This is a genomic window from Janthinobacterium sp. JF4 (genome assembly GCF_059617925.1).
This window is the reverse complement of sequence record NZ_JCAQAV010000009.1, coordinates 59149-86022: the sequence shown is the minus strand read 5'-3', so window position 1 is coordinate 86022 and position 26874 is coordinate 59149. Positions and strand designations below refer to the sequence as shown.

Genomic DNA, 26874 nt, shown 5'->3' with positions numbered 1-26874 from the left:
ATTACACCAGTTGCAGCCATCCCAGCACGGCGCCGGCCGCCAGCAGCCACAACAAATGGATTTTCGTGCGCCAGATGATGAGGCCAGCCACGATGGACAGGCTCCACAGGGCCCAGTCCGTGCGGAGGTCATGGTTGGCGCCGCCCAGTATCATGCCCGTGGAAATCAGGAGGGCGACGACGATGGGCGCCATGCCCTGCTTGAAGGCACGCACGGGGCGCAGGTCGCGGTTGCGGTAGCCCCACTGGGCCGCCACGTAGGTGAGGGTGGTGCTGGGCAGCATGATGCCCACCATGGTCACCAGCACGCCTAGCCAGGCGGCCGTGTAGCTGCCCGCATTCATGCCCACGTTCCAGCCCATCAGGGCGACGAACAGCACGTTCGGGCCGGGCGCGGCTTGCGCGATGGCAATCGACTCATTGAATTGCGCCTGCGTCAGCCAGCCATGCTGCTCGACGAGGAAACGGTGCATTTCGGAGGTGGTGGAAATGGCGCCGCCAATCGACATCAGCGACAGCATCAGGTAGTGGCCGAACAGGTTCAGCCAGTCGCCCGCGCTCAACACCAGTTGCAAGGGCGGATTCATGCGGACAGCTTTCGGTACGTGAGCAGGCAGCCGATGCCGCCCAGGCCCAGCAGGATGTACAGCAGGGGCCAGCGCAAGACCGCCACCATCAGCACGCCCAGCACGGTGATGGGCAAGGTCAGCCACAAGGGCAGCGGATGCCTGGCCAGCGCGGTCGCCAGTTTCACGCCCGTGGCGGCGATCATGCCGGCCGACACGGCCGCCATGCCGCGCAGGGCGCCCGCCATCTGCGGGTTATCGCCAAAGCGCGTGTACAGCAAGCCCAGCACGAGCACGATGACGAGGGGCACGGCCAGCATGCCGGCCAGCGCCGTCAGCGCGCCTCGCAAGCCGAAATAGCGTCCGCCCACCATCAGCGACAGGTTGACGACATTCGGCCCGGGCATGATTTGCGCCACGGCCCAGTCTTCCAGGAATTCCTCCTGCGTCAGCCAGCGCTTGCGCTCGACCATCTCGCGCTGGATCACGGCCAACACGCCGCCGAATCCCTGCAGGGCCAGCCAGGTGAACGAGAAAAACAGGTCGGCAAGCGAGGCGGGCTGCGGGCGGGGACGGTCGGGTGGAAGGGCGGAAGGGGAAGACATGGCTGATTATCGCCGTGGCCGCTCGCGCTTGTCCATCGCTTTCGGCTGCGCTTGTGCCTGCAAGAAAAAAACCGTGGCTCATGTTTCCCTGCCATTGACATCGTGAGTTTATCGGCAATACTTTTAGCGGCAACATGACCGCTGTCCCTGTCCGCGCTGTCGCGGTTCGCACCGCTACGCCGTCTCTCCCTCCGTCCCCCTTCGCAGGAGTTGTTCATCATGCCTCATTCCACAGAAACGCTGCATATGCCCGTCAACACCGTGGTGCTGCATGCCCGGGTCGATCAGAAGATGTGCGATATCGTCAATCTTGGCATCGCCGTGCAGGCCGCCTTCAGCACCTTGTGCGCGCTGGAATACCTGAAGTCATACAATGTCGCCCCTGAACTGATTGAGCGCGTGCTGCTGCATCCGGAGCAGCGCCGCCAGATTATGCATTGAGTATTCCCACGGCAACTGTGTTGCCGGCGGCCGCGATCCGGTGTTGTCGGATTGATCATTACGGCTCAGTTATGCACAAATGATGGGGTAACGAAATTGACGAAATAATTTTCTTGTGATTATGTGTGATTTTATAAGTACTTGATTTTAATGGATTTTATTTTTGCTGTTTGATTGAGCAGTTTATTGAAAGCCGCACGGGCTGTGGCTTTGAGGCCTGTCAATAGGCCCTTATCCACAAAGATATCCACAGTCCGTGTGGATATCTGAAAAAGCGCTTAACAATCCGCCACTTAGGAAATGGGAGCCGCCAGCCACAGGCAATCGGCGGGCAAGATGGGCCAAAATGGGGGATTCCACAAGCCTGTATGCCTATCCAGTGCTCTTGTTTTTATGACTGAAAGTAGCAGCCGGAGGTCAGGGTGTGCCGCCGGCCGGCGCCGCTGGCGTGTCGCCGCACTGGGCCAGGGCGGCAGCCAGTTCGGTGACCTGTTGCTGCGCCTCGCGCAAGGTCGCATAGGTGCGCAGCGAGGCGATCACGGTGGTAAACAACTTGCGCGTGGTGAGGTCCGTCTTGCACCAGAAATCGTTGATGTCGTAGTCGATGATGATGCGGTGTTCCAGCGCCTGGCCGGGCTGGCCCGTGCGCAGGATGATGCGCACGGCACTATTGTGCAGGTCTTCGCGTACCTGGCGCGCCACTTGCAGGCCGGCATCCTGGGTTTCCATGATGACATCGAGCAGCACCACGGCGATATCGGGAGTGCTGCGCAACAAGGCCAGCGCCTCGGCGCCCGAATACGCGTGCAAAAAGCTCAGCCTGCGTCCCTGGAAGCTGGCCTGGCTGAGGGCGAACTTGGTTACCACGTGCACGTCGACATCGTCATCGACGATCAGCACGCGCCAAGGCGCTGCGGTGGCAGGCTCTGCCGCCACCTCTTCCCGTCCCAGCGGTTCGTCGACCAGCCAGTCGGGTTCATCCGCCCCCTTGGCGGTGCTATCGCTATCCATATTCATGCGTTTATCCACCGTTGATCGTACTCGCTACTCCACACTATGCCAGTCTGCGTGGTTTGTCAAAACAATGCTGTTCAAGCAAGACGGCCTGGTGCCCCATCGGCTTATGCACAGCAAAAATATATTTTCATGGAGGTGGAGTAAGTTTGCTCAAGCGCAAATGCATGATTGCAAGTCATTGATTTCATTGGGGTAAAAAATTGCCTGTGAAATCAGCAAATTATTGAAACCCGCATCAGTACTGGCGTTGCGGCTTGTCAAGAGGGGCTTATCAACAACTTTATCCACAGTTGCTGTGGATATCTGGAAAAGCCGTGCAAAAACCGGGGCTTAGCATCCGTTCGTGCGGTAGCGGCGTTCATGCCGACAGCCCAAGCCCGCCCAACTGGGCAAAGGCATGCAGGAAGCGCTGCTTGGCTTCGGCCGGGCCCATGGCCTCGATTATACCGGGCAAGGGGGCGATGCCGTCAAGGTAAGCCCAGCGTTCGGCCGAGTGCGGCATCAGGTCGCGCTTTTCCGTGGCCAGCGCGATCAGGTCGGCCCGCTTGATGGGCGCGTAATCGGAATAGTCCAGGCCATACGTGGCGGCGATGAGGGCGCTGACCTTGTCTTCCAGCACGGCAAATTCCGGCAGCAGCACTTTCAAGGGTTTCACCATGTCGCCCAGGTAGGCCTCGGCTGCGTCGTGCAGCAGGGCGGCCAGGCGCAAATGGGGTGGCACCAGTTCGGCGACGATCAGGCTGTGCTGGGCGACCGAGTAAAACACTTGCGTCTGTCCATTGAAGCGGCACTGGTAAGCGAGGCCGTGGGCGATGTCTTCGATGGCGACCTTGTCGATATGCGGGCGCAAGGGATAAAAACGGTTGCCGGAATAGGTCGATACGTAGTCGGTAGTAATCATTTCTGGATCAGTTCGCCTGCTTTGCACGGATGATCCATCCTACACCCGATGGCGCGCGCCTACCTGCCTCCTGCGCGCCACCCCCTCCATGCTGCCGAGCCTATGCATCTTGGCAAATCCTTTAATTTATTTCATATCATTTATTGATATTTCTCAAATACACTGTAGAAATCTTGTTTGAATGAAATTTAAAGGGGACAGGGCAATGACGGCGACACCTTCGGCAAGACCTTCGTATATCTATCAGGGCGGTTCGGTGCTGATGCACGCGCCGCTGCAATTGAAACAGTCGGAAATGTACGGCTATTTCGTCCGGGGCGACCTGGCGAAACTGCAAGCGACAGTGAATACCACCCTGAACCAGGTGGCGGGCAGCAAGATGACCCTGAAAGCCCTGTCGCCGTATGTGATGCTGACATTTACCCGCGTCAACCATGCGGATTCCGCCAACCCCGTCGACCAGGCCAAGGGCTGGATCACGGAAGTCGACATCGTCACCTGGATCATGGTCGGCGAGATGGATGCACAGGGCAAGCTTGCGCATATCTATTGGTACCCATGCCATATCTTCGTCGACGACGCGATGGCCCTGATCAACGGGCGCGAGCTGTTCGGCTATCCGAAATACCTGTGCGACTACGAGATCCCCGCCGCCGGCAGCGAGCCGCTGCGCTGCTCCGTGGCCGCCAAAGGCTTCCAGCATTTTTCGCCAGAAACGAAACTGGCCCTGCACCCGTTGCTGGAAGTGAACGCCACCGTGCAGACGGGGCAGCACAAACCCGTCAACAGTTTCCTGGAACTCATCGAGCAGGCGTTCAAGATTTTCCTCTCCATCCCGGATTTCTTCGACATGGACCAATCCGGCTGGGCCGACATCCTGTCCCTGCTGCGCAACCCCCGCATCGACCAGATCTTCCTCAAGCAATTCCCCGACAGCGCGGGCGTGAAGGCCGTGTACCAGGCCCTGGTGGCTGCGCCGGCCGAGATCAACCGGCTGCACAGCGCGCGCCTGCTCGGCTATGAATACGAATGCACCTTGCACGCCTTCGACAGCTTCCCGCTGGAGCAGACCCTGGGCTTGCAGCTGGGGCCGCAGGCGGCGATCCTGCCGTTCAATGTGAACTTTGACTTTACGGCCATGCCGGGGGAGGAGCTGGTCGACAATTCCCGCATCGCGCCGGAAAAGATCGCCATCCTGGGCGGCGGCGTGGCGGCCATGACCACGGCGTATTATCTGACGAACCAGCCGGGCTGGCAAAACCGGCATGCCATCACCGTCTACCAGCTGGGCTGGCGCCTCGGCGGCAAGGGCGCCAGCGGACGCAATGCGCAGGCGGGCCAGCGCATTGAGGAACACGGCCTGCATATCTGGTTCGGTTTCTACGCGAATGCCTTCAGGATGATCAAGGAAGCCTACGCCAGCCTGGAGCGTCCACCCGGCGCGCCGCTAGCCACCTGGCGTGACGCCTTCAAGCAGCACGATTACGTGGCCTTGTCGGAAGACGTCAAGGGACAATGGCGCAACTGGTCCATCGTCTTTCCCACCCTGCCGGGCGAGCCGGGCGAGGGTGGCGAAGACATCACCCTGTGGCAGATGGCCATCGCCATGGTGGGCTGGATCGAGCAGTGGATCCGCCAGATCCGGCAAGTGGCCGATGCTGACGCGCGCATCGTCCGCGCCAGCGCGCCACAAGGTGAGGACGAAGGCGAGGGCGTGTGGCCGGGCTGGCTGCGCCGCCTGGCCGATGAAGTGGTGGGGCAGGCCGATGAGCTGGGCCTCGACGTGGGCCTGTCCGTGGGCGCGCTGGCGGCGCTGGTGGCCGACCTGGCGCCGGACTCCGCGCGCCACGACCAGGCGCGCCACCAACTGCTGGCCAGCACCCTGAACGGCATCCGCGCGTGGCTGCGCTTGCGCTACCGCGCCCTGATCGACGGCGACGATGAATTGCGCCGCCTGTTCACCTGCCTGGACCTGGGCATCACGGTCATGAAGGGCATGTTCGAAGATGGCGTGTTCAAGAACGGCTTCGACGTCATCAACGACATCGACTTCCGCGCCTGGCTGAAAAAACATGGCGGCGACGAGCAGTTCAGCGTCAATTCGGCGCCCGTGCGCGGCTTCTATGATCTGGTATTCGCCTACGAGGGCGGCGATTTTTCGAAACCGAACATCGAGGCGGGGACGCTCTTGCGGGCGATGGCACGCATCGGTCTGGCCTACAAGGGCGGCATCATGTTCAAGATGCAGGCCGGCATGGGCGACACGATTTTCACGCCGCTGTACGAAGTGCTGAAAAAAAGGGGCGTGGAATTCAAATTCTTCCAGCGCGTGGAAGAGCTGGTGCCGGGCGCGGGCGACATCGACAGCATCCGCATCACGCAGCAGGTGCAATTGAAGGACCCTGCCGCCGGCTATGCGCCGCTGGTGGACGTCAAGGGACTGGCTTGCTGGCCCAGCGCGCCCGACTACGCGCAGATCGAACCGGCCCAGGCGGCGCTGCTGCAAGCGCAGGAAGTCAACCTGGAATCGTACTGGAGCGGCTGGCCGCAGCAGTACCAGCAGGCGTTCGGCCGCGCGCTGCCCGCCACGGTACTGAAGAAGGGCGTCGATTTCGACAAGGTGGTGTTCGGTATTTCCATCGGCTCGCTGCCCGCCCTGTGCCCGCAACTGCTGGCGCAAAGTCCGGCCCTGCGGCTGGCGTCCGAGAAGGTGCAAACCGTGGCCACGCAGGCGTACCAGGTGTGGCTCAACAAGAACCTGGCGCAGATGGGCTGGACCACGCAGCCGAAAGGCCAGCAACCGGTGCTGTCGGCCTTCACGGAACCGTACGACACGTGGGCGCCGATGGATCAGTTGTTGGCGCATGAAGACTGGCCGGCGGGGCAGGAACCGAAAAACGTCTCGTATTTTTGCAGCGCCTTCCCCGTCGACAGCTATCCGCCCGTCACCGACACGGACTTTCCCGCCCGCTGCGCGGCCAGGGCGAAGCAGGGCGCGCTGCACCAGCTGGAGCGCGAGATCGGCGCGCTGTGGCCGGAAGCGGGCGCACCGGGCGCGTTTCCGTGGCAATGGCTGGTCGATGCGAAGGAGAGTGCGGGACCGGCGCGCTTCGACAGCCAGTACTGGCGCGCCAACGTCGACCCGTCCGAGCGCTACGTGATGTCGGTGGTGGGCAGCACGCAGTACCGGCTGGCCACCGACCAGTCAGGGTTCAGCAACCTGTTCCTCACGGGCGACTGGATCAGGACGGGCCTCAACGCGGGCTGCGTGGAGGCGGCCGTGATGGCCGGCATGCAGACCGCGCGCGCCATGACCGGTTATCCGGCCGTGATCCAGGGCGAGACGGATTTTCAGGTCTGATGGCGGTTCACCGCGTCCTGTTCGCCCGTTGGCCCGCCTGGCTGCAGGCAGATGGCTGGCTGGTTCAGCCGGCGGGCTGAGTTTCCAGGTCCCGCCGCGCCGCATCCAGCGCCGCCTGCAGCTGCGGCAGGAACTGCTCCACATTGTCCAGCTGGCCGTTCGAGGCCAGGGTTTCCATCTGGTGGCACAGGCCGTGCAGGGTGGGGCGGCTCAGGTAGCCGGCGCTGCCCTTCAAGGCGTGGAAGGCGGCGGCTGCCGCGCTGGCGTTGCCGTCGCGCACGGCGTGGCAGGCCAGGTCCAGGCGCCGCGGCGCTTCCGTCAGGAACGCTTGCGCGATGCGCTGCAAGTGCTGCGGCGACAGGCCGGCCAGCGGCAAAATGTGCACGGGCACTGTCATGGGATCGGCCGGCGCGGGCGGCGCGTCGGCGGCGTCATCCAGGCCGAACTGGCGCGCCAGGGTATCGTCTTCGGTGGGCGCGGCAGGCGGCAGCGCGTGGCCGCGCGCCAGCAGCAAGTCGATGATGGCGTCGATTTTCTCGAACAGCAGCTCTTCGTCGACGGGCTTGCTGAGGAAGTCGTCCATGCCGCAAGCCAGGTAGCGTTGCCGGTCATGTTCGCTGGCGTTGGCCGTCAGCGCGAGGATGGGGATGTGCGCGTCGGGAATGGGGAATTGCGCGTTGCCGCCGTCGCGGATCAGGCGCGCGGCCTGTTCGCCATCCATCAGCGGCATGCGGCCATCCATCAGCACGCAATCGTAGGCGGCCGTGCCCAGCGCGCGCAGCGCCTGCTCGCCGTTTTCCACGATGGTCACGGCATGTCCCATGCTTTCGAGCAGGGTGCCGATGATGATCTGGTTGGTGCGCACGTCTTCGGCGCACAGGATGCGCAGGCGGCAGGCGTGGCGCGCGTGGCGTGCGGGCCGGCGCGCATCGGCCGCCGGCGCGCTGCCGTCTTGCAGCGGCAAGGTGAAATGGAAGCGCGAACCGATGCCGACCCGGCTTTCCACGCCGATCGTGCCACCCATCAGCTCGACCAGTTCCTTGCAGATGGCCAGGCCCAGGCCCGTGCCGCCGTAGCGGCGCGTGGTGGAGTGGTCGGCTTGCTCGAATTTCTGGAACAGGCGCGGCAAGGTGTCTGCGTCGATGCCGGGACCCGTATCGCTGATGATGAATTCGATGGCGCTGCGGCCATCGTGGCGCGGCGGCGTGCGGGCGCGCCGCACTTCCAGCAGCACTTCGCCATTGGCCGTGAATTTCAGCGCATTCCCCAGCAGGTTGATGAGGATTTGCCGCAGGCGCGTGGGATCGGCGCGCACGTAGCGCGGCAGGTCCAGCGCCATTTCGCGGCGCAGCAGCAGGCTCTTGGCGTCGGCCTGGCCCTGCACGATGCCGGCCGCGTCGCCGATCAGCGCCAGCAGGTCGAAGTCCACGGTTTCCAGGGTCAGCTTGCCTGCGTCGATCTTCGAGAAATCGAGGATGTCATTGAGGATGGTCAGGAGCGAGACGCCATTGTGCAGGCCGATGCGCAGGTATTCCTGCGTGCGGCCTTTGACGGACTGGTCGCGCAGGGCGAATTTCAGCATGCCGATCACGCCGGCCAGCGGCGTGCGGATGTCGTGGCTCATGGCGGACAGAAAATCGATGCGGTGGCGGCTGACCACTTCCGCGTGTTCCTTGGCCTTCAGCAGGGCGTCGTTGCTGAGGGTGAGCGCCAGGGTGCGTTCCTGCACGCGCTGTTCCAGGTTGTTGCGCAGCAGGCGGATCTGGTCGGCCAGGGCAAACGCCAGCAGCAAGCCGTCGAGCGTGCCGCCCAGCAGTGTCACCAGCTGGGCGTTGGCCACCATGGCCGGCATCAGGCCCAGGTTGGCCGGCAGGATCAGAAAGCCGGGCAGCATCAGGGCGACGAAGGCCAGCACGAAGAAGCGCGCCGGCTGGTAGCCGCGGCACCAGACGACGATGCCGCAGATGAGCGCCAGCAGCATCCAGATGCTGATGACGATGGTGGCCAGGGTGTGTGCATACGACAGGGCGAAGAAGCAGCTGGGTAGCAGCAGCAAGGGCAGCACCAGGTTGACCTGGCTGATGCGCTGCAGACGGGGCGAGTAGTCACGCAGGCGCAGGAAATGCATGTAGAACAGGGTGCTGAAGACGGGCAGCAGGAAAAACGGCACGTAATGGAGCTGCAACTGGTGCCAGTCGAACAGGTCGGCAAAGACGTGGAAGGTCATGGCCCAGGCCAGGCCATAGGTCAGCACGTACAGCGCGTAATAGGCCGAGGCCTTTTCCAGGGTGATGGAAAAGATGAAGAAATTGAACAGGCCCAGCGCCAGCAGGGCGCCGATCGACGCCACCATCAGGAAGTTTTCCTTGCCCACCAGCTTGCGGTAGTCCCGCTGCGTCTTCACGCCGAACATGGGCGCACGCGCGTAGTACGGGCTGGAAAAGCGGATCAGGATGTCATACGTGGCGCCCGGCGCCAGCTGCACGTTCCCGCCGTAGTGCAACAAATACTCGTGCGGGCGCTGGTAGCCCGTCAGCAAGGTCTGCGGCGCCGCGTGCGGCCCGGGGCCATACACGTGCACGTCCACCAGGTCGATCAGGGTGTCGTTCGGGTCAATGACCCAGGCGGTTTCAGCGCTGTCGTTGCGCACCTGCGCATGCAGCCAGTAGGCGCCACCGAACAGGTCGACCCGGCCGGCCAGACGCTGGCGCGCCAGCCAGGCGGGCAGGGCGGCCGCATCGGCAGGCGCGGCTTCATTGTCGGCGAGAAATAGTTGCCCGCCGTTGCCCAGGTGTCCGATGCCTTGCTGGTTCAAAGGCAAGGGCGCCGCCTGCGCCGCGCCCGCCAAGCCCAGCAGGCTAAACAGCAGGCCGAACACATGCGGCCAGCCGCATAGCCAGGCGCGGACGCGGGAGCTGGAAGCGCGGTGGCGGGAAGGGGGCGGATGGGCTGGCATCGATGGGCTTGGTGATGGTCGCGCGGGAACTGGCGGCGGCGCCGTTTGCTGTGGAGTACTCATTTTAATCGACTCTCGGTGGCACACGGGCAATTTCCTGCCCTGCCGGCATGGCGCGCGCTCCGGTATCATGGCGCCTTTGCCCGCGAGATGTTCATGCTCAGTCCCGACCAGTTCCTGGCCTTCCTGGCCGCCGCCGTTTTGATCACCGCCAGTCCCGGCCCCGACAACCTGATGGTGCTGGGCGTGGGCATGTCGCGCGGGCGCCGCCAGGGCATGGCGTTCGGCCTGGGCTGCGCTCTTGGCTGCCTCACGCACACCGTGCTGGCGACCATCGGCGTGTCGGCCCTGCTGGCCGCCTCGCCCATGGCGTTTACCATGCTGAAAGTGGCTGGCGGCCTGTACCTGGTGTGGCTGGGCATCGGCGCCTTGCGCAGCCGTGGCGGCGCCAGAGTGGATGGCGCGGCGGCCCTGCCCGACGAATCGCTGCTGCGCCTGTTCGGCAAGGGTTTGTTTGCCAACAGTATCAATCCGAAAGTCGTGCTGTTTTTTCTCTCGTTCCTGCCGCAGTTCATCGTCGCGGGCCAGGGCAATGCCAGCTGGCAGACGGCGCAGCTGGGCCTGGTGTTTACGGCGCAGGCGTGCGTGCTGTTCGGCCTGCTCGGCTATTTCTCCGGCGCCGTCGGCTTGTGGCTCAACCGCCGCCCGCGCGCCGGCCTGTGGCTGGACCGCGTGGCCGGCACCATCTTCATCGGCCTGGGCTTGCGCCTGATCCTGGCCCGCTGAGGTCTCGCCGGACGGTAATGCGGAAGGCCAGCTCCATCTGGTCCTGCACGGCCATGGCGCCGCCCAGCACGGCAAAGGGCACGATGCCGAAGTCGCTCTGTTTCAGCAGCAGGCTGCCGCTGGCCTGCAGGCGGCGTCCATCGGCCGCTTGTTCGATGCGCACCGGCAGCTGCAGCGTGCGCGTCACGCCATGCAGGGTGATGTCGGCCTCGAACATGTCCTGCTTGCCCGCGCGGCGGGCGTCGATGCTCACCCACGGATAACGCTCTGCGTCCAGCACGCGCACCAGCATGTTGTGGCGCGTGCCGGCGATGGCGTCGGCCGATGGCGTCGTCGTCAAGCCGGCCGCCTGCCGAAGGCTTGCTTCATCCACACTCATCTCATCCAATCGGAACTGGAATTGCGCGCGCCCCAGTGCAGGCGCCACCACGCCATGCAAGGTGCGGCTGGCGATCACGTGGTCATGTCCCAGCCGCGCCAGCGCGCCGCCGCGGCGCACGGTGATGGTCAGCAGGGATGCTTCGGGCGCGATGTGCAGCAGTTGCCCGCCTGGCCGCTGCCACGCGGGCGCCTGCATGGCTGGCGCCGCTACTGGCGTGGCTGGCAGCGAGGCGGCGGGCGGCGGGGCGAACGGGGTGCAGGCCGCGAGCAAGGCGCAGGCGCAGGCCTGCAGCGCGCGGCGGTGGGCATGTGGCATCAATGAGGACTCCTGGCAAAGGGATGGCAACGGTGGTGGCGCATGGCGCAATGGGGAGATAGTAAGCGATGCGGGCGTCGGCGCGATAGCCGCTACGCGCGAAGGAAGCGCGAATGGTAATAACCGTGGGCGCTTGAGAGTGTATGGGCGGGGGCGCAGAACTGAATCGTACGGCTGCCGGCCATGAAAAGAAAATGTGTATTGAAATAATTAATGAAAATTTGCATTAATAGTTTCTTTTGAAAAACAAACTACACATTTGATAGTTTCGCATAATTATATAAATGATAATTTAATGACTATGCCGAGCTGATCAGTATGCTGCAGAAAATAGAATGTCGCCTTGATACCCGATTAATTTGATAAATGTGTTGCGAAATATCAACGATATTATTTAATTTCCATATTGAAAACAAAAAAACCACTGTTGTCGTACGCTTGAACTGTTACTTGTTCATATAATCATGACAAATAAATGTCATTTTTATATTGGTCTGCACCTTGCAGCAGTACATTTCTTAGCGAATAACATGATCAAAACACGACAGGAAACGGCAGGCCGTTCTGGCCGCCATGCAGCTTTTTCGTCCTCCGGGCGCTACATGGGAATGCTGGCCGCGCTAGCCCGCCGCACCCGCTTGCCGCACCTTTCCAAGAGTCATGTTGTGCCGCTGGCGCTCGCTACCCTGCTGCTGGGCGCCGCTGCGCCCGCCAGTGCGCAAGTGCTGTGGGAAGATTACCGGGGCGTCGAGCGGGTGCCGGCCAATCCGCCCGCGCCCAATTACAACAATGGTTTCAACGCGGGCAGCACCGGCCGGCTCGCCAGTTTGGCGGCGCTGGCCGCTAATCCTGCCGCCAACGCGGCGCGCACGGGCACCTCGGCGCTGATGAACTGGAGCAACGGCACCCCCGCCAATCCCGCGCAGTTATGCAACCTCGATACGCAGCAAACGTCGACAGCCTGCCAGGCCTGGATCATGGGCCGCGTGATGTACACGCTGGTCGTGTTTCCGCAGGCGGGAAATTACAAATTCAGCGTTGCGCATGATGATGACGTGAAAGTCGATTTCTCGACCCAGTATTCGACCAATTATCGCAATACCGTGTACAACGTGGCCGTGGGCAGCGTGGCCGAATATTCGAATAATGAAACGGATTTCCAGAATTTGGCCGGCAATTTCAATAGCGCCACGCCGGGCGGCTGCTATCTGGCCCGCGTCCTGTGGAATAACGTGGGCGGCATCAATTATTTACGCATGCGCTGGACGCGTCCTGACAATGTGACGGAAATTATTCCCGCAGCGCAATTGCGCGACCCCAGCCTGGCCAGTTCCTATGCCAATTGCACCAATAGCAAGACCGACCTTGCCGTCGGCAAGGTGGGCCCGGCGCAGTTCTCTGTCGGCAAGCCCTTGAGCTACACGGTGAAAGTGTGGAACCGTGGCCCGGCCCTCAGCACGGGCGCTACCTTCAGCGATGTGCTGCCAGCCAGCTTGAGCAACATCAGCTGGACTTGCGCCGCCAGCGGCAGCGCTTCCTGCGGCACGAAAACCTCGGGCTCGGGCAGCAACAGCGTCGGTATTGTCATGGGTAATTTGCCCGTGAATGCGGCCGTCAGCGACCCCACCACGGGTGCTTACCTGACCGTGACGATCACGGCCACGCCGGGCAACGCGGCCAGCATCGTGAACACGGCCAATGTGACCGTCTCGCCCAATGAAACGGATAGCGATCTCAGCAACAACAGCAGCACCACCACGGCCACGGTCCGGACGAATACCTTGACGGTGCTTAAGGCGCTGACGCCCGCCAGCGACAGCGGCCTGTTCATCATGAATGCCAACGGCACGGCTGGCGCGCAGGGCGGCAACGGCGCCACGGCGAGCGCCGTGGTGCGCGTGGGTAACCTCGCGACGTTCGCGGAAACTGCGGGCACGGCCACCAACCTGGCGCAGTACCAGAGCAGCTACAGCTGCGCGCGCACGGATACGGCCGCCGTCATTTCCAGCGGCGCGGCCAACGCGGGCAATTTCACCATGCCCGAGGCGCCCGTCAGCTGTACCATCAGCAACCGCCGCCTGCAGGCGGACATGCAAGCCGTCACGACGGTGCCGGCCGGTCCCTACAATGCCGGCGCCCCCGTGACGGTGACGGGCGTGTGCACGAATAACGGCCCCGACAATGCGGCCGCGCCCACCTGCGTGATGAGCGGCTTGCCAGCCGGCGCCACGGCCAGCTGCAGCGCACCCGTGACGCCCTTCATTCCCGGCTCGCGCATCAATTGCAGTTCCACTTTTAATCTGCCCGCCAGCGGCAGCCTGACGATCACCACGACGGCCGGCGCCAGCACGCTCGATCCCATTCCCGCGAATAACGTCGACAGCGACACGCTGGGCATCGTCAGCCCGCTCGTGCGCGTGCAAAAAAGCGTCGACAAGAGCAGCGCCTTCATCGGCGACACAGTGCAATGGACCTTGATGGCGAACAATGCCGGCACGGGCGCCACCACGGCCATCCTGACCCTCGCCGACACCCTGCCGGCGAACCTGGCCAGCATCGTCGTCACGCCCACGGCGCCCGCTACCTGCGCGCCCCTGGCCGGCAATACGCTGACCTGCACGGTACCTGCCGGCCTGGCGCCGGGCGCCAGCGCCCAGGTCAGCATCAGCGCCAGCCCCACGGCGGCAGGCAATTTCATCAACAGCGTCCTGCCGTCGGGAGGCAACGGCGCCGGCTGCGTCACGCCTGTCGCCTGCCAGACCACCACCGTGGTCAGCAAGCCGCTGGTCGACGTGACCACGACACTGAACGGTTTCCCCGGCACCTCGAACGCGGGCGATGTCATCGCTGGCGTCGTGACCTATGCCAACCTGGGACCGGGCGCGGCCGAAGGCGTGACGTACAGCCTGCAACTGGCTACAGGTCTGGCCGGCGTGTCGGTCACTGGCGTGAGCGGCACGTATAACGCGGGCACCGGCCTCATCACGTTCACGGGCTTGCCCGCGACCCTGACGCCAGGACAGAGCGTCAGTTTCAACCTGTCGTACACCCAGCCGGGCAGTAATATTTCCTCGTTGACCAGCATCATCGCCACCACTTCCACCGAGGTGGCGAACGATTATCCGAACACGGCCACGGTGACGGTGCCGGGACCGAACGTGCGCGTCACCAAGACGGCCGACAAGGCCACGGCCAACCTGGGTGAGAATATCGTATGGACGATCACGGCCAGCAATACGGGCAATGTCGCCAACCAGGGCGTCGTCAGCCTCGCCGATTTGTTGCCGCCGAACCTGGTGGTGACCAGCGTGGTGGCCGCACCGGGCGTGACGTGCCCGCCGCTGGCCAGCTGGGTGGCGTCGAGCACGCAGACGTGTACGGTCGCTGCCGGCCAGCTGGCCGCCCTGAACGGCAGCCGCACGGTCATCATCACCGCACACGCCACAGCCGCTGGCAGCCTGTCGAACCGCATCATGCCCAGCGGTCCTGACAACCCGGCTTGCAGCTCGGCCAGCGTATGCCAGACGACGAGCACCATCACCAGTCCGAAAGTGGCTGTGACGAAGACCGTCGACCATGCCAGCATCAACATCGGCGCCACCCTGACCTGGAGCATCACGGCGACGAACAGCGGCGATGGCGTCACCACCGCGCCCATCACCCTGACCGATACCTTGCCGGCCAACCTGGTGGGCCTGAACGTGGCGCTGGTCGGCAGCGCCAACTGCGCCGTGCCAGTGGGTAATATCCTCACCTGCACGGTGCCGGCCGGCCTGGCCGCGAACGGCGGCGTGGCCGGTTTCACCGTTACGGCCCAGCCTGGCGCAGCGGGCACGTATAACAACAGCGTCGTGCCATCCGGCGCCGACAATCCGGCCTGCGCCACGCCCGCCGCCTGCGCCACCACCAGCACGGTGACCAGCCCCAGCGTGGCCGTGACGAAAGGCGTCGACAGGACCACCGTCAATCTCGGCGACACCATCACGTGGACCCTGAAAGCCATCAACAGCGGCAGCGGCCCGACGAACGGTCCGATCACCCTGACGGACAGCTTGCCCGCCAATGTGGGCGCGCTGCAGATATTGCCCGCGGCGCCCGCCAGTTGCGGCGTGCCAGTCGGCACCACGCTGACGTGCACCGTGCCGCCAGGACTGGCCAGCGGCATGCAGGCAACGGTGCTCATCAAGGCCGTGGCGAATGCGCCCGGCACGGTGGCCAACAGCCTCGTGCCGAGCGGCGTCGACACGCCCGCGTGCGCCATGCCGGCCGATTGCCTGACCACCACCAGCGTCACCAGCCCGAACGTGGCGGTGAAGAAAACAGTCGACAAGGTCAGCGTCAACGTAGGCGACACGCTCACGTGGACCTTGACGGTGAACAATAGCGGCACGGGTGCCAGCACGGGCATCGTCACGCTGGCCGACACCTTGCCGGCCGGCCTGGCGAACATCGTCGTCAGCCCGCAGGCGCCCGTTACCTGCGCGCCCGTGGCGGGCCAGAACCTGACGTGCAGCGTGCCGGCCGGCCTGGCCCCCGGTGCCTCGGCGAAGGTCATCGTCAGCGCCACGGCCACCCTGGCCGGGTTTGCCGTCAACAGCGTGCTGCCATCCGGGCCGGACAATCCCGCCTGCGTGCTGCCCGGCGATTGCGGTACCACCACCACGGTGGTCAAGCTGCTGGTCGATGTCACCACCACCCTGAACAATTTCCCGCCGAATACGCTGGCGGGCGACACGATTTCCGGCACCGTCACCTACGCCAACGTGGGACCGGGCCCGGCCGAAGGCGTGACGTACACCCTGCAGCTGACGCCGGGCCTGGGCAACGTCGTGCTGACGGGCGCCGCGGGCAGCTACAATCCCGCCACGGGCGTCGTCACCCTCAGCGGCTTGCCCGTGGGCCTGGCGAATGGCCAGAGCACCAGTTTCAACGTCAGCTACACGCAGCCGGCCGACAACCTGTCGATGGTGACGTCCTCCATCGCCACCACCTCGGTGGAAGTGCCGAACCACTTGCCGAACACGGCCGTGGCCACCGTGCCCGGTCCCATCATCCGCGTGACGAAACTGGCCGACAAGGCGACGGCCAACGTGGGCGAGACGGTCACCTGGAGCATCACGGCGACGAATACGGGCAGCCTGGCCAACCTGGGCGCGGTGACGCTGACCGATATCCTGCCCGCCAACGTGGTGGTGCTGTCCGTCGCGCCGGGTGCCGGCGTGAGCTGTCCGCCGCTGGCCAGCTGGCTGGCCAACAGCGCGCAAGCGTGTACCGTCGCGGCAGGCCAGCTGGCCGCCGTGAATGGCAGCCGCAGCATCGTCATTACCGCCAGGGGTACGGCCGGCGGCAGCCTGGGCAACAAAGTGCTGCCGAGCGGGCCCGACAATCCCGCCTGCGCCCAGGCCGCTTCCTGCCAGACCAGCACCACCATCCTCAGCCCGCAAGTGGCCGTGCATAAAAGCGTCGACAAGAGCAATATCAATGTCGGCGATGCGCTGACGTGGACGATCGCCGTGGCCAATACGGGCACGGGCGCGACCACGGGCGTCATCACCCTGACCGACACCTTGCCGGCCAGCCTGACCCTGTGGCAAGTGCTGCCCGCGTCGCCCGCCACGTGTGCGGTGCCTGGCGGCAATCAGCTGGTGTGCTCGATTCCCGCCGGCATGGCAGCGGGCAGCGCGCTGAATATCGTCGTCAAGGGCGTGGCCAATGCGGCCGGCGCCTACGTCAATACCGTCGTGCCAAGCGGCCCCGACAATCCCGTCTGCCCGCAGCCCGGCGATTGCAGCACCACCAGCACGGCCGTGAAACTGCTGGTCGACGTGACCACCACCCTGAACGGTTTTCCTGGCAGCACGAATGCGGGCGACGCGATCGCCGGCACGGTCAATTTCAGCAATATCGGCCCGGGCCCGGCCGAAGGCGTCACCTACAGCCTGCAACTGGCGCCAGGCCTGGCCGGCGTGAGCGTCAACGGCGTGGCGGGCAGCTATAACGCGGGCTCCGGCCTGGTGACCTTCAGCGGCATGCCGGCCACCCTGGCACAGGGGCAGGGCTTCAGCTTCCAGCTCAGCTACGTCCAGCCGGCCAGCAACCTGTCGACCGTGGTCAGCCGCATTGCCACGACGTCGGCCGAAGTGCCGAATGACCAGCCCAACGTGGCGACCGTCACCATGCCCGGTTCCATCATTCGCGTCAGCAAGACGGCCAACAAGGCCGTGGCGAACGTGGGCGAGGAAATCATCTGGACGATTACGGCCAGCAACACGGGCAGCCTGGCCAACCAGGGCGCCGTGATCCTGACGGACTTGCTGCCAGCGAACATCGTCGTCACCAATGTCGCGCCCGACAGCGGCGTCACCTGTCCGCCGCTGGCCAGCTGGGTGGCCAACAGCAGCCAGAGTTGCAGCGTGGCCATCGGCCAGCTGGCGGCAGGCAATGGCCAACGCCAGATCGTGCTGACTGGCAAGGCCAGCGCGGGCGGCACCCTGGCCAACCAGGTCATGCCGAGCGGCCCGGACAATCCAGCCTGCTTCCAGGCCAGCAGCTGCCAGACGCAGACCACCATTACCAGCCCCAGCCTGGCGCTGAGCAAGAGCGTCGACAGGCTGGCGCTGAATATCGGCGACAGCCTGACGTGGACGGTCACGCTGGCCAACAGCGGCACGGGGGCCAGCACGGCTGTCGCCACCATCACCGACACCTTGCCGGCCGGCCTGGCAAATATCGTCGTCACGCCCGCCGCGCCCGTCACTTGCGCGCCGCTGGCCGGCAATGTCCTCACGTGCAGCGTGCCGGCCGGCCTGGCCGCCGGCGGCAATGCCACGCTGCAAGTGACGGCGCGCGCCGCCGTGGCCGGCAGCCTCGTCAATGGCGTCAGCGCCAGCGGCACGGACAATCCTTCCTGCCTGCAGGCGGGCGACTGCAACACCACCAGCACCGTCAGTTCGCCCTTGCTGAGCGCCAGCAAGAGCGTCGACAAGACGGCGGCCAACGTGGGCGATACCCTCGTGTGGACCTTGACCTTGCGCAATACCGGCACGGGCCCCAGCACGGCCATCGCCACCTTGAGCGATACCTTGCCGGCGGGCCTGGCAAATGTGCTGGTCACGCCGACGGCGCCCGTCACCTGTGCTGCGCCGGCAGGCAATGTCGTGACTTGCAGCGTGCCGGCCGGCCTGGCCGCCGGCGCCAGCGCCAGTGTGAAACTGAGCGCGACGGCGACCGTGTCGGGCAGCCTCGTCAACGCGCTGCTGCCGGGCGGCCCGGACAATCCCGTCTGCGCCGTCCCCGGCGATTGCCAGACCACCACGGTGGTATCGAAACTGCTGGTCGACGTGACGACCACCCTGAACGGCTTCCCCGCCAGCAGCAATGCGGGCGACGCCATCCGTGGCGTGGTGACGTTTGCCAACGTGGGCCCTGGCGTGGCGGAAACGATGACTTACAGCCTGCAGCTGGAAGCGGGCCTGAGCGGCGTTTCTGTCAGCCCCGTCAGCGGTGCGCCCGGCATCAGCGGCGTCTACAACAGCGGCACGGGCCTGTATGTGCTGAGCGGCTTGCCGGCCACCCTGATCAGCGGGCAGAGCGCCAGCTTCAACCTGTTCTACACCCAGCCTGCCAGCAACAGCTCGCGCATCAGCAGCGTGGTGGGCACCAGTTCGACGGAAATCGCCAACGACTTGCCGAATACGGCGACGACGAACTTGCCCGGCCCCGTGATCCGCGCCAGCAAGACGGTCGACAAGGCGAACGCGGCAGTGGGCGATATCCTGACCTGGAGCATCACGGCGACGAACACGGGCAACTTGCCGAATCAACAGGCCGTCGTCATTGCCGATGTGCTGCCGGCCAACATCGCCGTGCTCAGCGTGACGCCCGACGCAGGCGTGAGCTGCCCGCCGGTGGCCAGCTGGACGGCTGGCAGCGTGCAGGCATGCACGGTGGCGGCAGGTCAATTGGCCGCCGCTAACGGCAGCCGCAAGGTCGTCATCACGGGACGCGGCACCCTGGGGGGGACCTTGTCGAATCGTGTCTTGCCCAGCGGTGGCGACAATCCCGCCTGCGATACGGCCAGCGCCTGCCAGGCCACGACGATCCTGGTGGCACCGCAAGTGACGGTGCGCAAGAGCGTCGACAAGAGCAGTGTCAGCGTGGGCGACGTGCTGACCTGGACCATTACTGCCAGCAATGGCGGCACGGGCGCGACCAAGTCCGCCATCGTGCTGACCGACAATCTGCCAGCCGGCGTCAGCGGCGTGCAAGTACTGTCCACGCAACTGGCGACCTGCGCGCCCGTGGCCGGCAATATCGTCACGTGCAGCGTGACGGCCGGCCTGGCGCCGGGCGGACAGGCGCAAGTGGTGTTGCGCGCCACGGCCGGCGCGGCCGGCGTGCTGCAGAACACGGTGTTGCCAAGCGGCCCGGATAATCCGGTCTGCGTGCAGGCGGCGGACTGCAGCACCAGCACCACGGCCATCAAGCTGCTGGTCGACGTGACCACCACACTCAACGGTTTCCCCGGCAGCACCAGCGCCGGCGACCAGATCAACGGTATCGTCAGCTTCAGCAATGCCGGTCCTGGCACGGCCGAGAACGTGACGTATAGCCTGAAACTGGCGCAGGGCCTGATGGGCGTGACCCTGAGCGGCGCGGCCGGCAGCTATGACGCCATCAGCGGCATGCTGACGGTGACGGGCTTGCCCGCCAGCCTGGCGCCCAACGAGCTGCACAGCTTCGGCCTGTCGTATATCCAGCCGGCCAGCAACGTGTCGACCATCGTCAGCCTCATTGCCACCAGCTCGACGGAAGTGCAGTACGACTTGCCGAACACGGCGACGGTGACCATGCCGGGCCCCGTCATCCGTGTCAGCAAGACGGCCAACGTCGGCAATGCCAACGTGGGCGACAGCATCATCTGGACCATCACCGCCGTCAACAGCGGCGGCGTGGCCAACCTGGGCGTGGTGACCCTGGCAGACATCCTGCCGCCGAACCTGACGGTGCTGGCCGTCAACGCCGACGCCGGCGTGACTTGCCCGCCGCTGGCGAACTGGGTGGCGAATAGCGTGCAAAGCTGCACCATTGCTGCTGGTCAATTGGCTATCGGCAATGGCACGCGCAGCGTGCGCGTGACGGCCACGGGCACCCTGGAAGGCAATCTGTCGAACCGTGTCATGCCGAGCGGTCCGGACAATCCGGCCTGCGCGCAGGCGAACAGCTGCGAATCGAGCGTGGTGCTGACGGGGCCGAAAGTGGCCGTCAAGAAAATCGCCAACCGCGTCAGCGCCAACGTGGGCGAGACCGTCGTGTGGACGATCAGCGCTACCAACTCGGGCAGCGGTCCCACGCGCGCCGTCATGACCCTGGCCGACACCTTGCCGGCCGGCCTGGCGAACGTGCAAGTGACGCCCGTGCGCGCCACCTGCGCCCCCGTGGCCGGCAATGTGCTGACCTGCAGTGTGCCTGCCGGCCTGATCGGCAATGGCGGCGAAGCCAGCGTGGAAGTGTCGGCCACCGTCACCCAGGCGGGCACGGCGCTCAACCGCGTCGTGCCGTCCGGTCCCGATGCGCCGCTGTGCCTGGTGCCAGCTGATTGCCAGACCAGCACCAACGTCACCAGCCCCAGTGTGATGGTGAAGAAAGTGGCGGACAAGGCCAATGCCAGCATCGGCGACACCGTCAGCTGGACGATGACGGCCACCAACAGCGGCAGCGGCGCCACCACGGCGGCCATCACCTTGACGGACGACCTGGCCGCCAGCCTGACGGAGATCGTCGTCACGCCCGCCGCGCCCACCACTTGCGCGCCGCTGGCCGCAAATAAACTGGTCTGCACGGTGCCGGCAGGCCTGGCGCCCAATGCCGTGGCGGCCGTCACGGTGAGCGCGAAAGTGGCCGCCAGCGGCACATTGAGCAATATCATCGTGCCCACCGGTGCCGATTTGCCACGCTGCGCGCAAGCATCTGACTGCACGGCTGTCACGGAGGTGGCGCATCCGGCCATCGGCGTGGCGCTGGGCGTGGGCAAGGTGGCCCAGCTGTCGGCCAAAGTCTTCACTGTGCCCTATACGGTGGTCGTCAAGAATGTGGGCAAGGGCACGGCATCGAATGTGCAGGCGCTCGACAGCCTGCGCGCCGCCTTCCCCGAACCCGTCACGTGTCGCATCGTCGCGCCACCTGCTGCGCCCGCCATTGGCGGCAGCAGGCAGCTGGCCGTCAACCCGGGCTTCACGGGCGGTTGCGGCGGCAGCGACCTGCGTTTGCTCAGCGGCGACGCAGCCCTGGGCGAGGGCGAACTGAGCGTCATCACTTTCACCGTGGAAATCACGGTGCAGGAGACGACTTTGCCGCAGTACAACAACAGCGTGTTTGCCAGCGCGCTGGGCGGCAATGTCGCCAACGGGGGCGGGGCCATCAGCGTGCCGCCGGCGCCGACGGCGGGCGCCATCGCCGCCAATCCGGCCTATACGCCGCCCGTGGGCAGCCTCGTGTTTGATGCGTCCAACAATGGCGGCAGCCATGCGGGCGCCGTGGCCACGGCCGCCGACGTGGCCGCGCTGGCGGAAAAGGTCGATCCCAACCGCAACGGCAATGCCTCGGATACCGTGGGCGGCGTCGCCTTCACGGGCGAAGACACGCCCACGCCCGTGGTCTTGCTGCGGCAAGTGGTCGATGTCATCAAGGCAGTGTCCGCGCAACAGCAGGTCGATGCCAGCAAGTTCGAGATCAGCTACACGGTGCAGGCGGCCAACCGCTATCCTGCCGGCTATCCGACCTCGACCATGGTGCAGGTGGCGGAAAACCTGAAGGCCGTCTTCCCCACGGCGACCAGCGTCACCCTCAAGCCGGGCAGCCTGGCCGTCACGGCGCGGCCCGCCGGCGCCACGGCCTGCGTTGCCAATCCTGACTTCAACGGCGCCACCGTGTTTGGCTTGTTGAATGGCAAGGGCGACTTGCAGCCGCAGGAAAGCTGCAGCATCGGCTTCACGGTGCTGGTCGACTTCGGCAGCGTGGCGGCGATTCCCACCGTGCCGCAGCTGAACCAGGTGTATGCGAGCACCATGTTCGGCACGGACGGCGGTGGCATGAACATCGGCCACAGCTACAGCGGCACGGGTACGTCGACGACGCCGCTGCCCCCCGCCAGCGTGCTGGCCCTGGCCAGCTCGGCCGACACCTTGCTGCTGCCGGCCACGCCAGGCGCCACGCCGCCGAGCTTCACGCCCGTGGTGTTCAACACGACGGACAAGCCGATGTTGTTGATCAGTAAGAGCGTCAACAAGACCCAGGCCGAGATCGGCGACAGCCTGCAGTACACGATCGAAGTGAAGAACACGGGCGTGGCGACGGCGTTTGGTGTCAGCGTGCTCGATAAACTGCCGGCCGGTTTCCGCTATATCGACGGCACCACCACGCGCAACAATGTGGTGCAGCCCGATCCCTCCGGCAAGCCGGGGCCGCAGTTGAGCTTCAAGCTGGAGTCGCTGGCGCCGAACGCCAGCGCCAGCTTCCGCTACCGCCTGCGCGTGGGCGTCGGTTCGCTGCAGGGCGACGGCATCAACCGCGCCCAGGCCTCGACCACCAACGGCCCGCCCTCGAACGAGGCGCGCGCGAAGGTGAAAGTGACGGGCGGCGTGTTTACGACGGATGCCTGCATCGCCGGCAAGGTGTTTGTCGATTGCAACAACAACCACGTGCAGGACGCCGAGGAACTGAGCATCCCGGGCGTGCGCCTGTACATGGAGGATGGCACGAACTTCACCACGGACGTTGAAGGCAAGTACAGCTATTGCGGCATTACGCCGAACAGCCATGTCATCAAGGTCGATGGCGCCACCTTGCCACGTCTGAGCCGCATGATGGAAGCGTCGAACCGTAACCTGGGCGACCCGCACAGTCTGTTCCTCGATACCAAGAACGGCGAACTGCTGCGCGCCGACTTCATCGAAGGCTCGTGCTCGAACCCCGTGCTCGAGCAAGTCAAGGCGCGCCGCGCGCAGGGCGAGGTGCGCAGCGTGGAAAGGGAGGGCAGGGCGGGGCCGGGACTGCGTTTCAGCAGCCAGCCCGCCAGCGCGCCCGCGCAGGCGACGGACAGCGCCAACCAGCCTGTCGTCGCGCCCCGCGCGCCCGCGCCCGCCGCTGTGCCAGCCGCAGGAGGCAGCCATGCGCAGTAAGCCTCCTTCACCTCACTTGCCGCTTGCCAATGCAGCTAAAGAGAAACAGGCCATGAAGAGAACCCTCCCCGCGCCCCGGCGCATGGCCGCCGCGCTGGCCCTGCTGGCCTTCCCGGCGTTTGGCCACGCGCAACTGCCCTTGCCGGACCATGCGGCAGGTTCCGCCGTGGCGGCGCCATCCTTCCTTGCCGGCAAAGTGAGCGGCACCGACTATGCGATCAACCGTGGCGTGGCGCGCATCGCCGTCGAGACGGATCACGGCGAGGCACCGGCCGATGGCCAGAGCCCCGTCACGGTGACGGTCAGGCTGTATGACGCGCACGGCAAGTCCCTGGCGGGCACGGCCTTGCTCACCATCGAAGCCAGCGGCGGGCGCATCCTGCTGCCCGGCGCCCGCACGGACGAGCTGGGCCCCGAGCGGCGCGACGTCGACAGGGTCACGCCCGGCACGCAGCTGACGGTGGAGGATGGCGTAGCGAGCTTCAGCCTGCTGGCCCCGGCCACGCCGCAGGACGTGCTGCTGCGCGTGTCGGCCGGCAAGGTGGCGGCGCAGGGCACCATCAGCTTCTTGCCGGAACTGCGCGACATGCTGGCCGTGGGCTTGATCGACGGCATCATCAGCAAGCGCAGCCTGTCGAGCAGCGACATTGCACCGTCGCGTTTCAATGACGGTTTCGAGCGCGACATCGTGCGCTGGAGCCGCGCCTTCAACAACGGCAAGGCCAACGTGGCGGGCCGCGCAGCGATGTTTTTAAAAGGGACGATCCGTGGCGATGCCTTGCTGACGGCCGCCTACGACTCGGACAAGGATACGCGCGCGCGTCTCTTGCGCGATGTCAATCCGGAAGAGTTTTATCCCGTGTACGGCGACAGTTCCGTGCGCAACTTCGACGCCCGTTCCAGCGACCGCCTGTACGTGCGCATCGACCAGCAGAAAAGCTATGTGCTGTATGGCGACTTCGCCACCGGCGACGGCTTCAGCCAGATGACGGGCGGCGGCGCCGTGGCCAACTTACAGCAGAGAAAACTGGGCCAGTACAACCGCACGGCCACGGGCGGGCGCGGCCACTACGAACAGGATGGCATCGTCGCCAATGCCTTCGCCATCAACGATAGCCTGAAGCAGGTGGTCGAGGAATACCGGGCGAATGGCACCTCGGGGCCGTTTGCCGTGCGCAACAATAACGCCATCGAAAACGCGGAAAAGATCGAGATCGTGGTGCGCGACAAGAACCAGAACGGCAATATCGTGCAAGTGACGCAGCTGCGCCGTTTCGAGGATTACAGCTTCGAGCCGTTCAGCGGGCGCATCCTGTTCAAGCAGGCGATCCCCGCGCTGACGCCGAATGGCGATCCGCAATCGATTCGCATCAGCTATGAGGTGGATCAGGGCGGCGAAAAATTCTGGACCCTGGGCGTGGATGGGCAAGTGCAATTGGGCAAGATGGTTTCGCTCGGTGGCTCGGCTGTGGAAGACAAGAATCCCTTGTCGCCGTATAAACTGCACAGCGTCAATGCGGGCTTGCGCTTCGGCGAGCACAGCCTGCTGGTGCTCGAAGTAGCGCGCACCACATCCACCAGCTACAGCGCGGGCGGCAGCATCTACACGACGCCGTCCGGCCAGGCGGGCGAGCTGCGCGATGAAGTCAGCGGCAATGCGGCCCGGATCGAGCTGCAGCACAAGGATGACAAGCTGGAAGCGAAAGCCTTCTGGAACCGTTCCGACAGGGATTTCAATAACACGGCGGCCGGCATCACGGGAGGGCGGGGCGAGGCGGGCGTGAAGGCGGGCTACAAGCTCAGTCCCGCCGTCACCGTGTATGGCGAGGCCATCCGTAGCGACGAGCGCAGCACGGATGCGCGCCGCGATGCGCAGCGCCTGGGCGTGGCGTGGAATGCCAGCGAACGCTGGCTGCTCGACGTGTCCGTCCAGCACATGAAGGAGAGCGGCGGCATGCCGTCGACGGCCGGCATCGCGCCGAACACGTCGCCGCTGGGCACGGGCCTCAATCCCACGGGCGGTTTCTTTGGCAACGGCACGGCGAACACGGCCATCGACCCCGTCACGGGCGGCAGCATCACCACGTTTGCGCCGATCAATCCCGGTGCTGGCACGGGCACGACGGCACCGCTGGATGCCACCACCGTGCGCCTGGGGGCGCAATACAAGGCCACGGAGCGCTGGACGCTGAATGGTGACGTGGAAAAAAGCGTCTCCGACGCGGACCAGCACCGCTACGGCCTGGGCGCGCAATACCAGCTGGCTGAACGCAGCCGCCTGTACGCCCGCTATGAAAACCAGACGGGGCTGGCATCGGCCTACTCGCTCAATCCGGCTGACCGCAGCACCAGTTTCGTCGCCGGCGCGGACACGGGCTACATGCCGGGCGGCACCGTGTTTGGCGAGTACCGCATGCGCGACGCCATGGATTACAGTCTCAGCAACCAGCGCGACTTGCAGCTGGCGTCCGGCTTGCGCAACACGTGGAACCTCGGCGAAGGGATGGCGGCGAACACGAATATCGAATACCTGAAAGTCATGAACGGCCAGCAGCAGCAAGCCGTGGCCGTGGCGGCGGGATTCGACTATGCCGTCAATCCCCTGTGGCGCGGCTCCGTCAAGCTCGAGTACCGGCGATTGTTCGACAGCGAGATCGCGCCCGGCGACCAGCGCCAGGATCAATGGCTCAACACCATCGCCTGGGCGCGCAAGCTGAGCCGCGATTGGACCTTGCTTGCGCGTAATTACCTGCTGTACACGCGCAACAACGACGACGCCAGCGGCGCGCCCGTGGGCAACGTGCTGCAGGACCGGGCGCAGCTGGGCTTTGCCTGGCGTCCGGTGGACGACAACCGTTTCAACGGCCTGGCCCGCTACGAGTACAAGACCGTGCGCGACCAGTCGCAGATCGATGGCGACAATTACCGCGCGCACATCGTTTCCACACACCTCGATTACCACCCCAGCCGTCCGTGGTGGTTCACGGGCAGGGTCGCCGCCAAGCACAACAACGACAAGAACCTGCCCGCCGGGCAAGAGAAATACACGGCCTGGCTGTTTTCCGGGCGCACCGTGTACGACATCAGCAAGCACTGGGACATCGGCGTGCTGGCGGCCGTGATGGGCAGCCCGCAAGGGGGCAGCCGCCAGTGGGCCAACGGCGTCGAAGTGGGCTATCTGCTGGCGCAAAACCTGTGGCTCTCGGCTGGACACAACTGGTCGGGATTCTCCGACCGCGACCTGACGGGCGCCGACTACACGGCGCGCGGCCCCTACCTGCGCCTGCGCTTCAAGTTCGATGAAAACCTGTTCAAAGGCAAAGACGCCACCATCAACCGTACCCTGGCCCGGCCATGAAAACCACC

11 protein-coding genes and 1 pseudogene are annotated in these 26874 nt (G+C 65.0%); 6 read left to right on the top strand and 6 right to left on the bottom strand.

Annotated features, from left to right (window positions below; all coding sequences use genetic code 11):
• Position 1: 1 nt before the first annotated feature.
• Together AC54AF_RS10495 and AC54AF_RS10490 are read right to left on the bottom strand one after the other, a co-directional pair.
• Positions 2-586, bottom strand: coding sequence for a chromate transporter (locus AC54AF_RS10495; RefSeq protein WP_496636499.1), 585 nt, complete (start codon positions 584-586; stop codon positions 2-4).
• Positions 583-1170: a chromate transporter gene (locus tag AC54AF_RS10490; RefSeq protein WP_496636498.1), complete on the bottom strand. Its 588-nt coding sequence runs from the start codon at positions 1168-1170 to the stop codon at positions 583-585. Before AC54AF_RS10490 ends, AC54AF_RS10495 begins: the two co-directional genes overlap by 4 nt.
• A gap of 219 nt (positions 1171-1389) precedes the next feature.
• Here AC54AF_RS10490 and AC54AF_RS10485 point away from each other — a divergent pair, with 219 nt between their 5' ends.
• Complete coding sequence (locus AC54AF_RS10485; protein WP_496636497.1) at positions 1390-1611, top strand: hypothetical protein; 222 nt, start codon at positions 1390-1392, stop codon at positions 1609-1611.
• A gap of 417 nt (positions 1612-2028) precedes the next feature.
• Here the strand turns inward: AC54AF_RS10485 and AC54AF_RS10480 are convergent, their stop codons facing one another.
• Positions 2029-2628 carry a hypothetical protein gene (locus tag AC54AF_RS10480; RefSeq protein WP_496636496.1) on the bottom strand — a complete coding sequence of 200 codons (600 nt, stop codon included), beginning with the start codon at positions 2626-2628 and terminating at the stop codon, positions 2029-2031.
• A 358-nt stretch (positions 2629-2986) separates the two neighbouring features.
• Positions 2987-3529, bottom strand: a complete 543-nt coding sequence (locus AC54AF_RS10475) for a phosphohydrolase (RefSeq protein WP_496636495.1) — start codon at positions 3527-3529, stop codon at positions 2987-2989.
• A gap of 205 nt (positions 3530-3734) precedes the next feature.
• Here AC54AF_RS10475 and AC54AF_RS10470 point away from each other — a divergent pair, with 205 nt between their 5' ends.
• Positions 3735-6890, top strand: coding sequence for an NAD(P)-binding protein (locus AC54AF_RS10470; protein WP_496636494.1), 3156 nt, complete (start codon positions 3735-3737; stop codon positions 6888-6890).
• 64 nt (positions 6891-6954) lie between these two features.
• On the opposite strand, the gene AC54AF_RS10465 is transcribed toward AC54AF_RS10470, so the two are convergent.
• Entirely contained in the window at positions 6955-9768 is a 2814-nt protein-coding gene (locus tag AC54AF_RS10465; RefSeq protein ID WP_496636493.1) for a hybrid sensor histidine kinase/response regulator, read from the bottom strand.
• A gap of 234 nt (positions 9769-10002) precedes the next feature.
• Here AC54AF_RS10465 and AC54AF_RS10460 point away from each other — a divergent pair, with 234 nt between their 5' ends.
• On the top strand, positions 10003-10632 hold the full coding sequence (locus tag AC54AF_RS10460) for a LysE family translocator (RefSeq protein ID WP_496636492.1): 630 nt from the start codon (positions 10003-10005) through the stop codon (positions 10630-10632).
• Here AC54AF_RS10460 and AC54AF_RS10455 read toward each other — a convergent pair.
• Positions 10595-11329: a YceI family protein gene (locus AC54AF_RS10455; RefSeq protein ID WP_496636491.1), complete on the bottom strand. Its 735-nt coding sequence runs from the start codon at positions 11327-11329 to the stop codon at positions 10595-10597. The genes AC54AF_RS10460 and AC54AF_RS10455 overlap by 38 nt on opposite strands.
• 464 nt (positions 11330-11793) lie before the next feature.
• On the opposite strand from AC54AF_RS10455, the pseudogene AC54AF_RS10450 reads away from it, so the two are divergent.
• The 3 genes and pseudogenes from AC54AF_RS10450 to AC54AF_RS10440 all read left to right on the top strand — a co-directional run.
• Positions 11794-18570 (top strand): annotated as a pseudogene (locus AC54AF_RS10450) (hypothetical protein); the annotation flags it as partial.
• Positions 18571-19050: 480 nt separating this feature from the next.
• Positions 19051-23508, top strand: coding sequence for a hypothetical protein (locus tag AC54AF_RS10445; RefSeq protein ID WP_496636535.1), 4458 nt, complete (start codon positions 19051-19053; stop codon positions 23506-23508).
• A 52-nt stretch (positions 23509-23560) separates the two neighbouring features.
• A complete protein-coding gene (locus tag AC54AF_RS10440) occupies positions 23561-26866 on the top strand; it encodes a hypothetical protein (protein WP_496636490.1) in 3306 nt (1101 codons plus the stop codon).
• The last annotated feature ends 8 nt before the right edge of the window (positions 26867-26874 follow it).

Excerpts from the sequence above, each read along its gene's own strand:
- AC54AF_RS10495 (WP_496636499.1), bottom strand. The coding sequence starts at position 586 with ATGAATCCGCCCTTGCAACTGGTGTTGAGCGCGGGCGACTGGCTGAAC.
- AC54AF_RS10490 (WP_496636498.1), bottom strand. The coding sequence starts at position 1,170 with ATGTCTTCCCCTTCCGCCCTTCCACCCGACCGTCCCCGCCCGCAGCCC.
- AC54AF_RS10485 (WP_496636497.1), top strand. The coding sequence starts at position 1,390 with ATGCCTCATTCCACAGAAACGCTGCATATGCCCGTCAACACCGTGGTG.
- AC54AF_RS10480 (WP_496636496.1), bottom strand. The coding sequence starts at position 2,628 with ATGAATATGGATAGCGATAGCACCGCCAAGGGGGCGGATGAACCCGAC.
- AC54AF_RS10475 (WP_496636495.1), bottom strand. The coding sequence starts at position 3,529 with ATGATTACTACCGACTACGTATCGACCTATTCCGGCAACCGTTTTTAT.
- AC54AF_RS10470 (WP_496636494.1), top strand. The coding sequence starts at position 3,735 with ATGACGGCGACACCTTCGGCAAGACCTTCGTATATCTATCAGGGCGGT.
- AC54AF_RS10460 (WP_496636492.1), top strand. The coding sequence starts at position 10,003 with ATGCTCAGTCCCGACCAGTTCCTGGCCTTCCTGGCCGCCGCCGTTTTG.
- AC54AF_RS10455 (WP_496636491.1), bottom strand. The coding sequence starts at position 11,329 with ATGCCACATGCCCACCGCCGCGCGCTGCAGGCCTGCGCCTGCGCCTTG.
- AC54AF_RS10440 (WP_496636490.1), top strand. The coding sequence starts at position 23,561 with ATGAAGAGAACCCTCCCCGCGCCCCGGCGCATGGCCGCCGCGCTGGCC.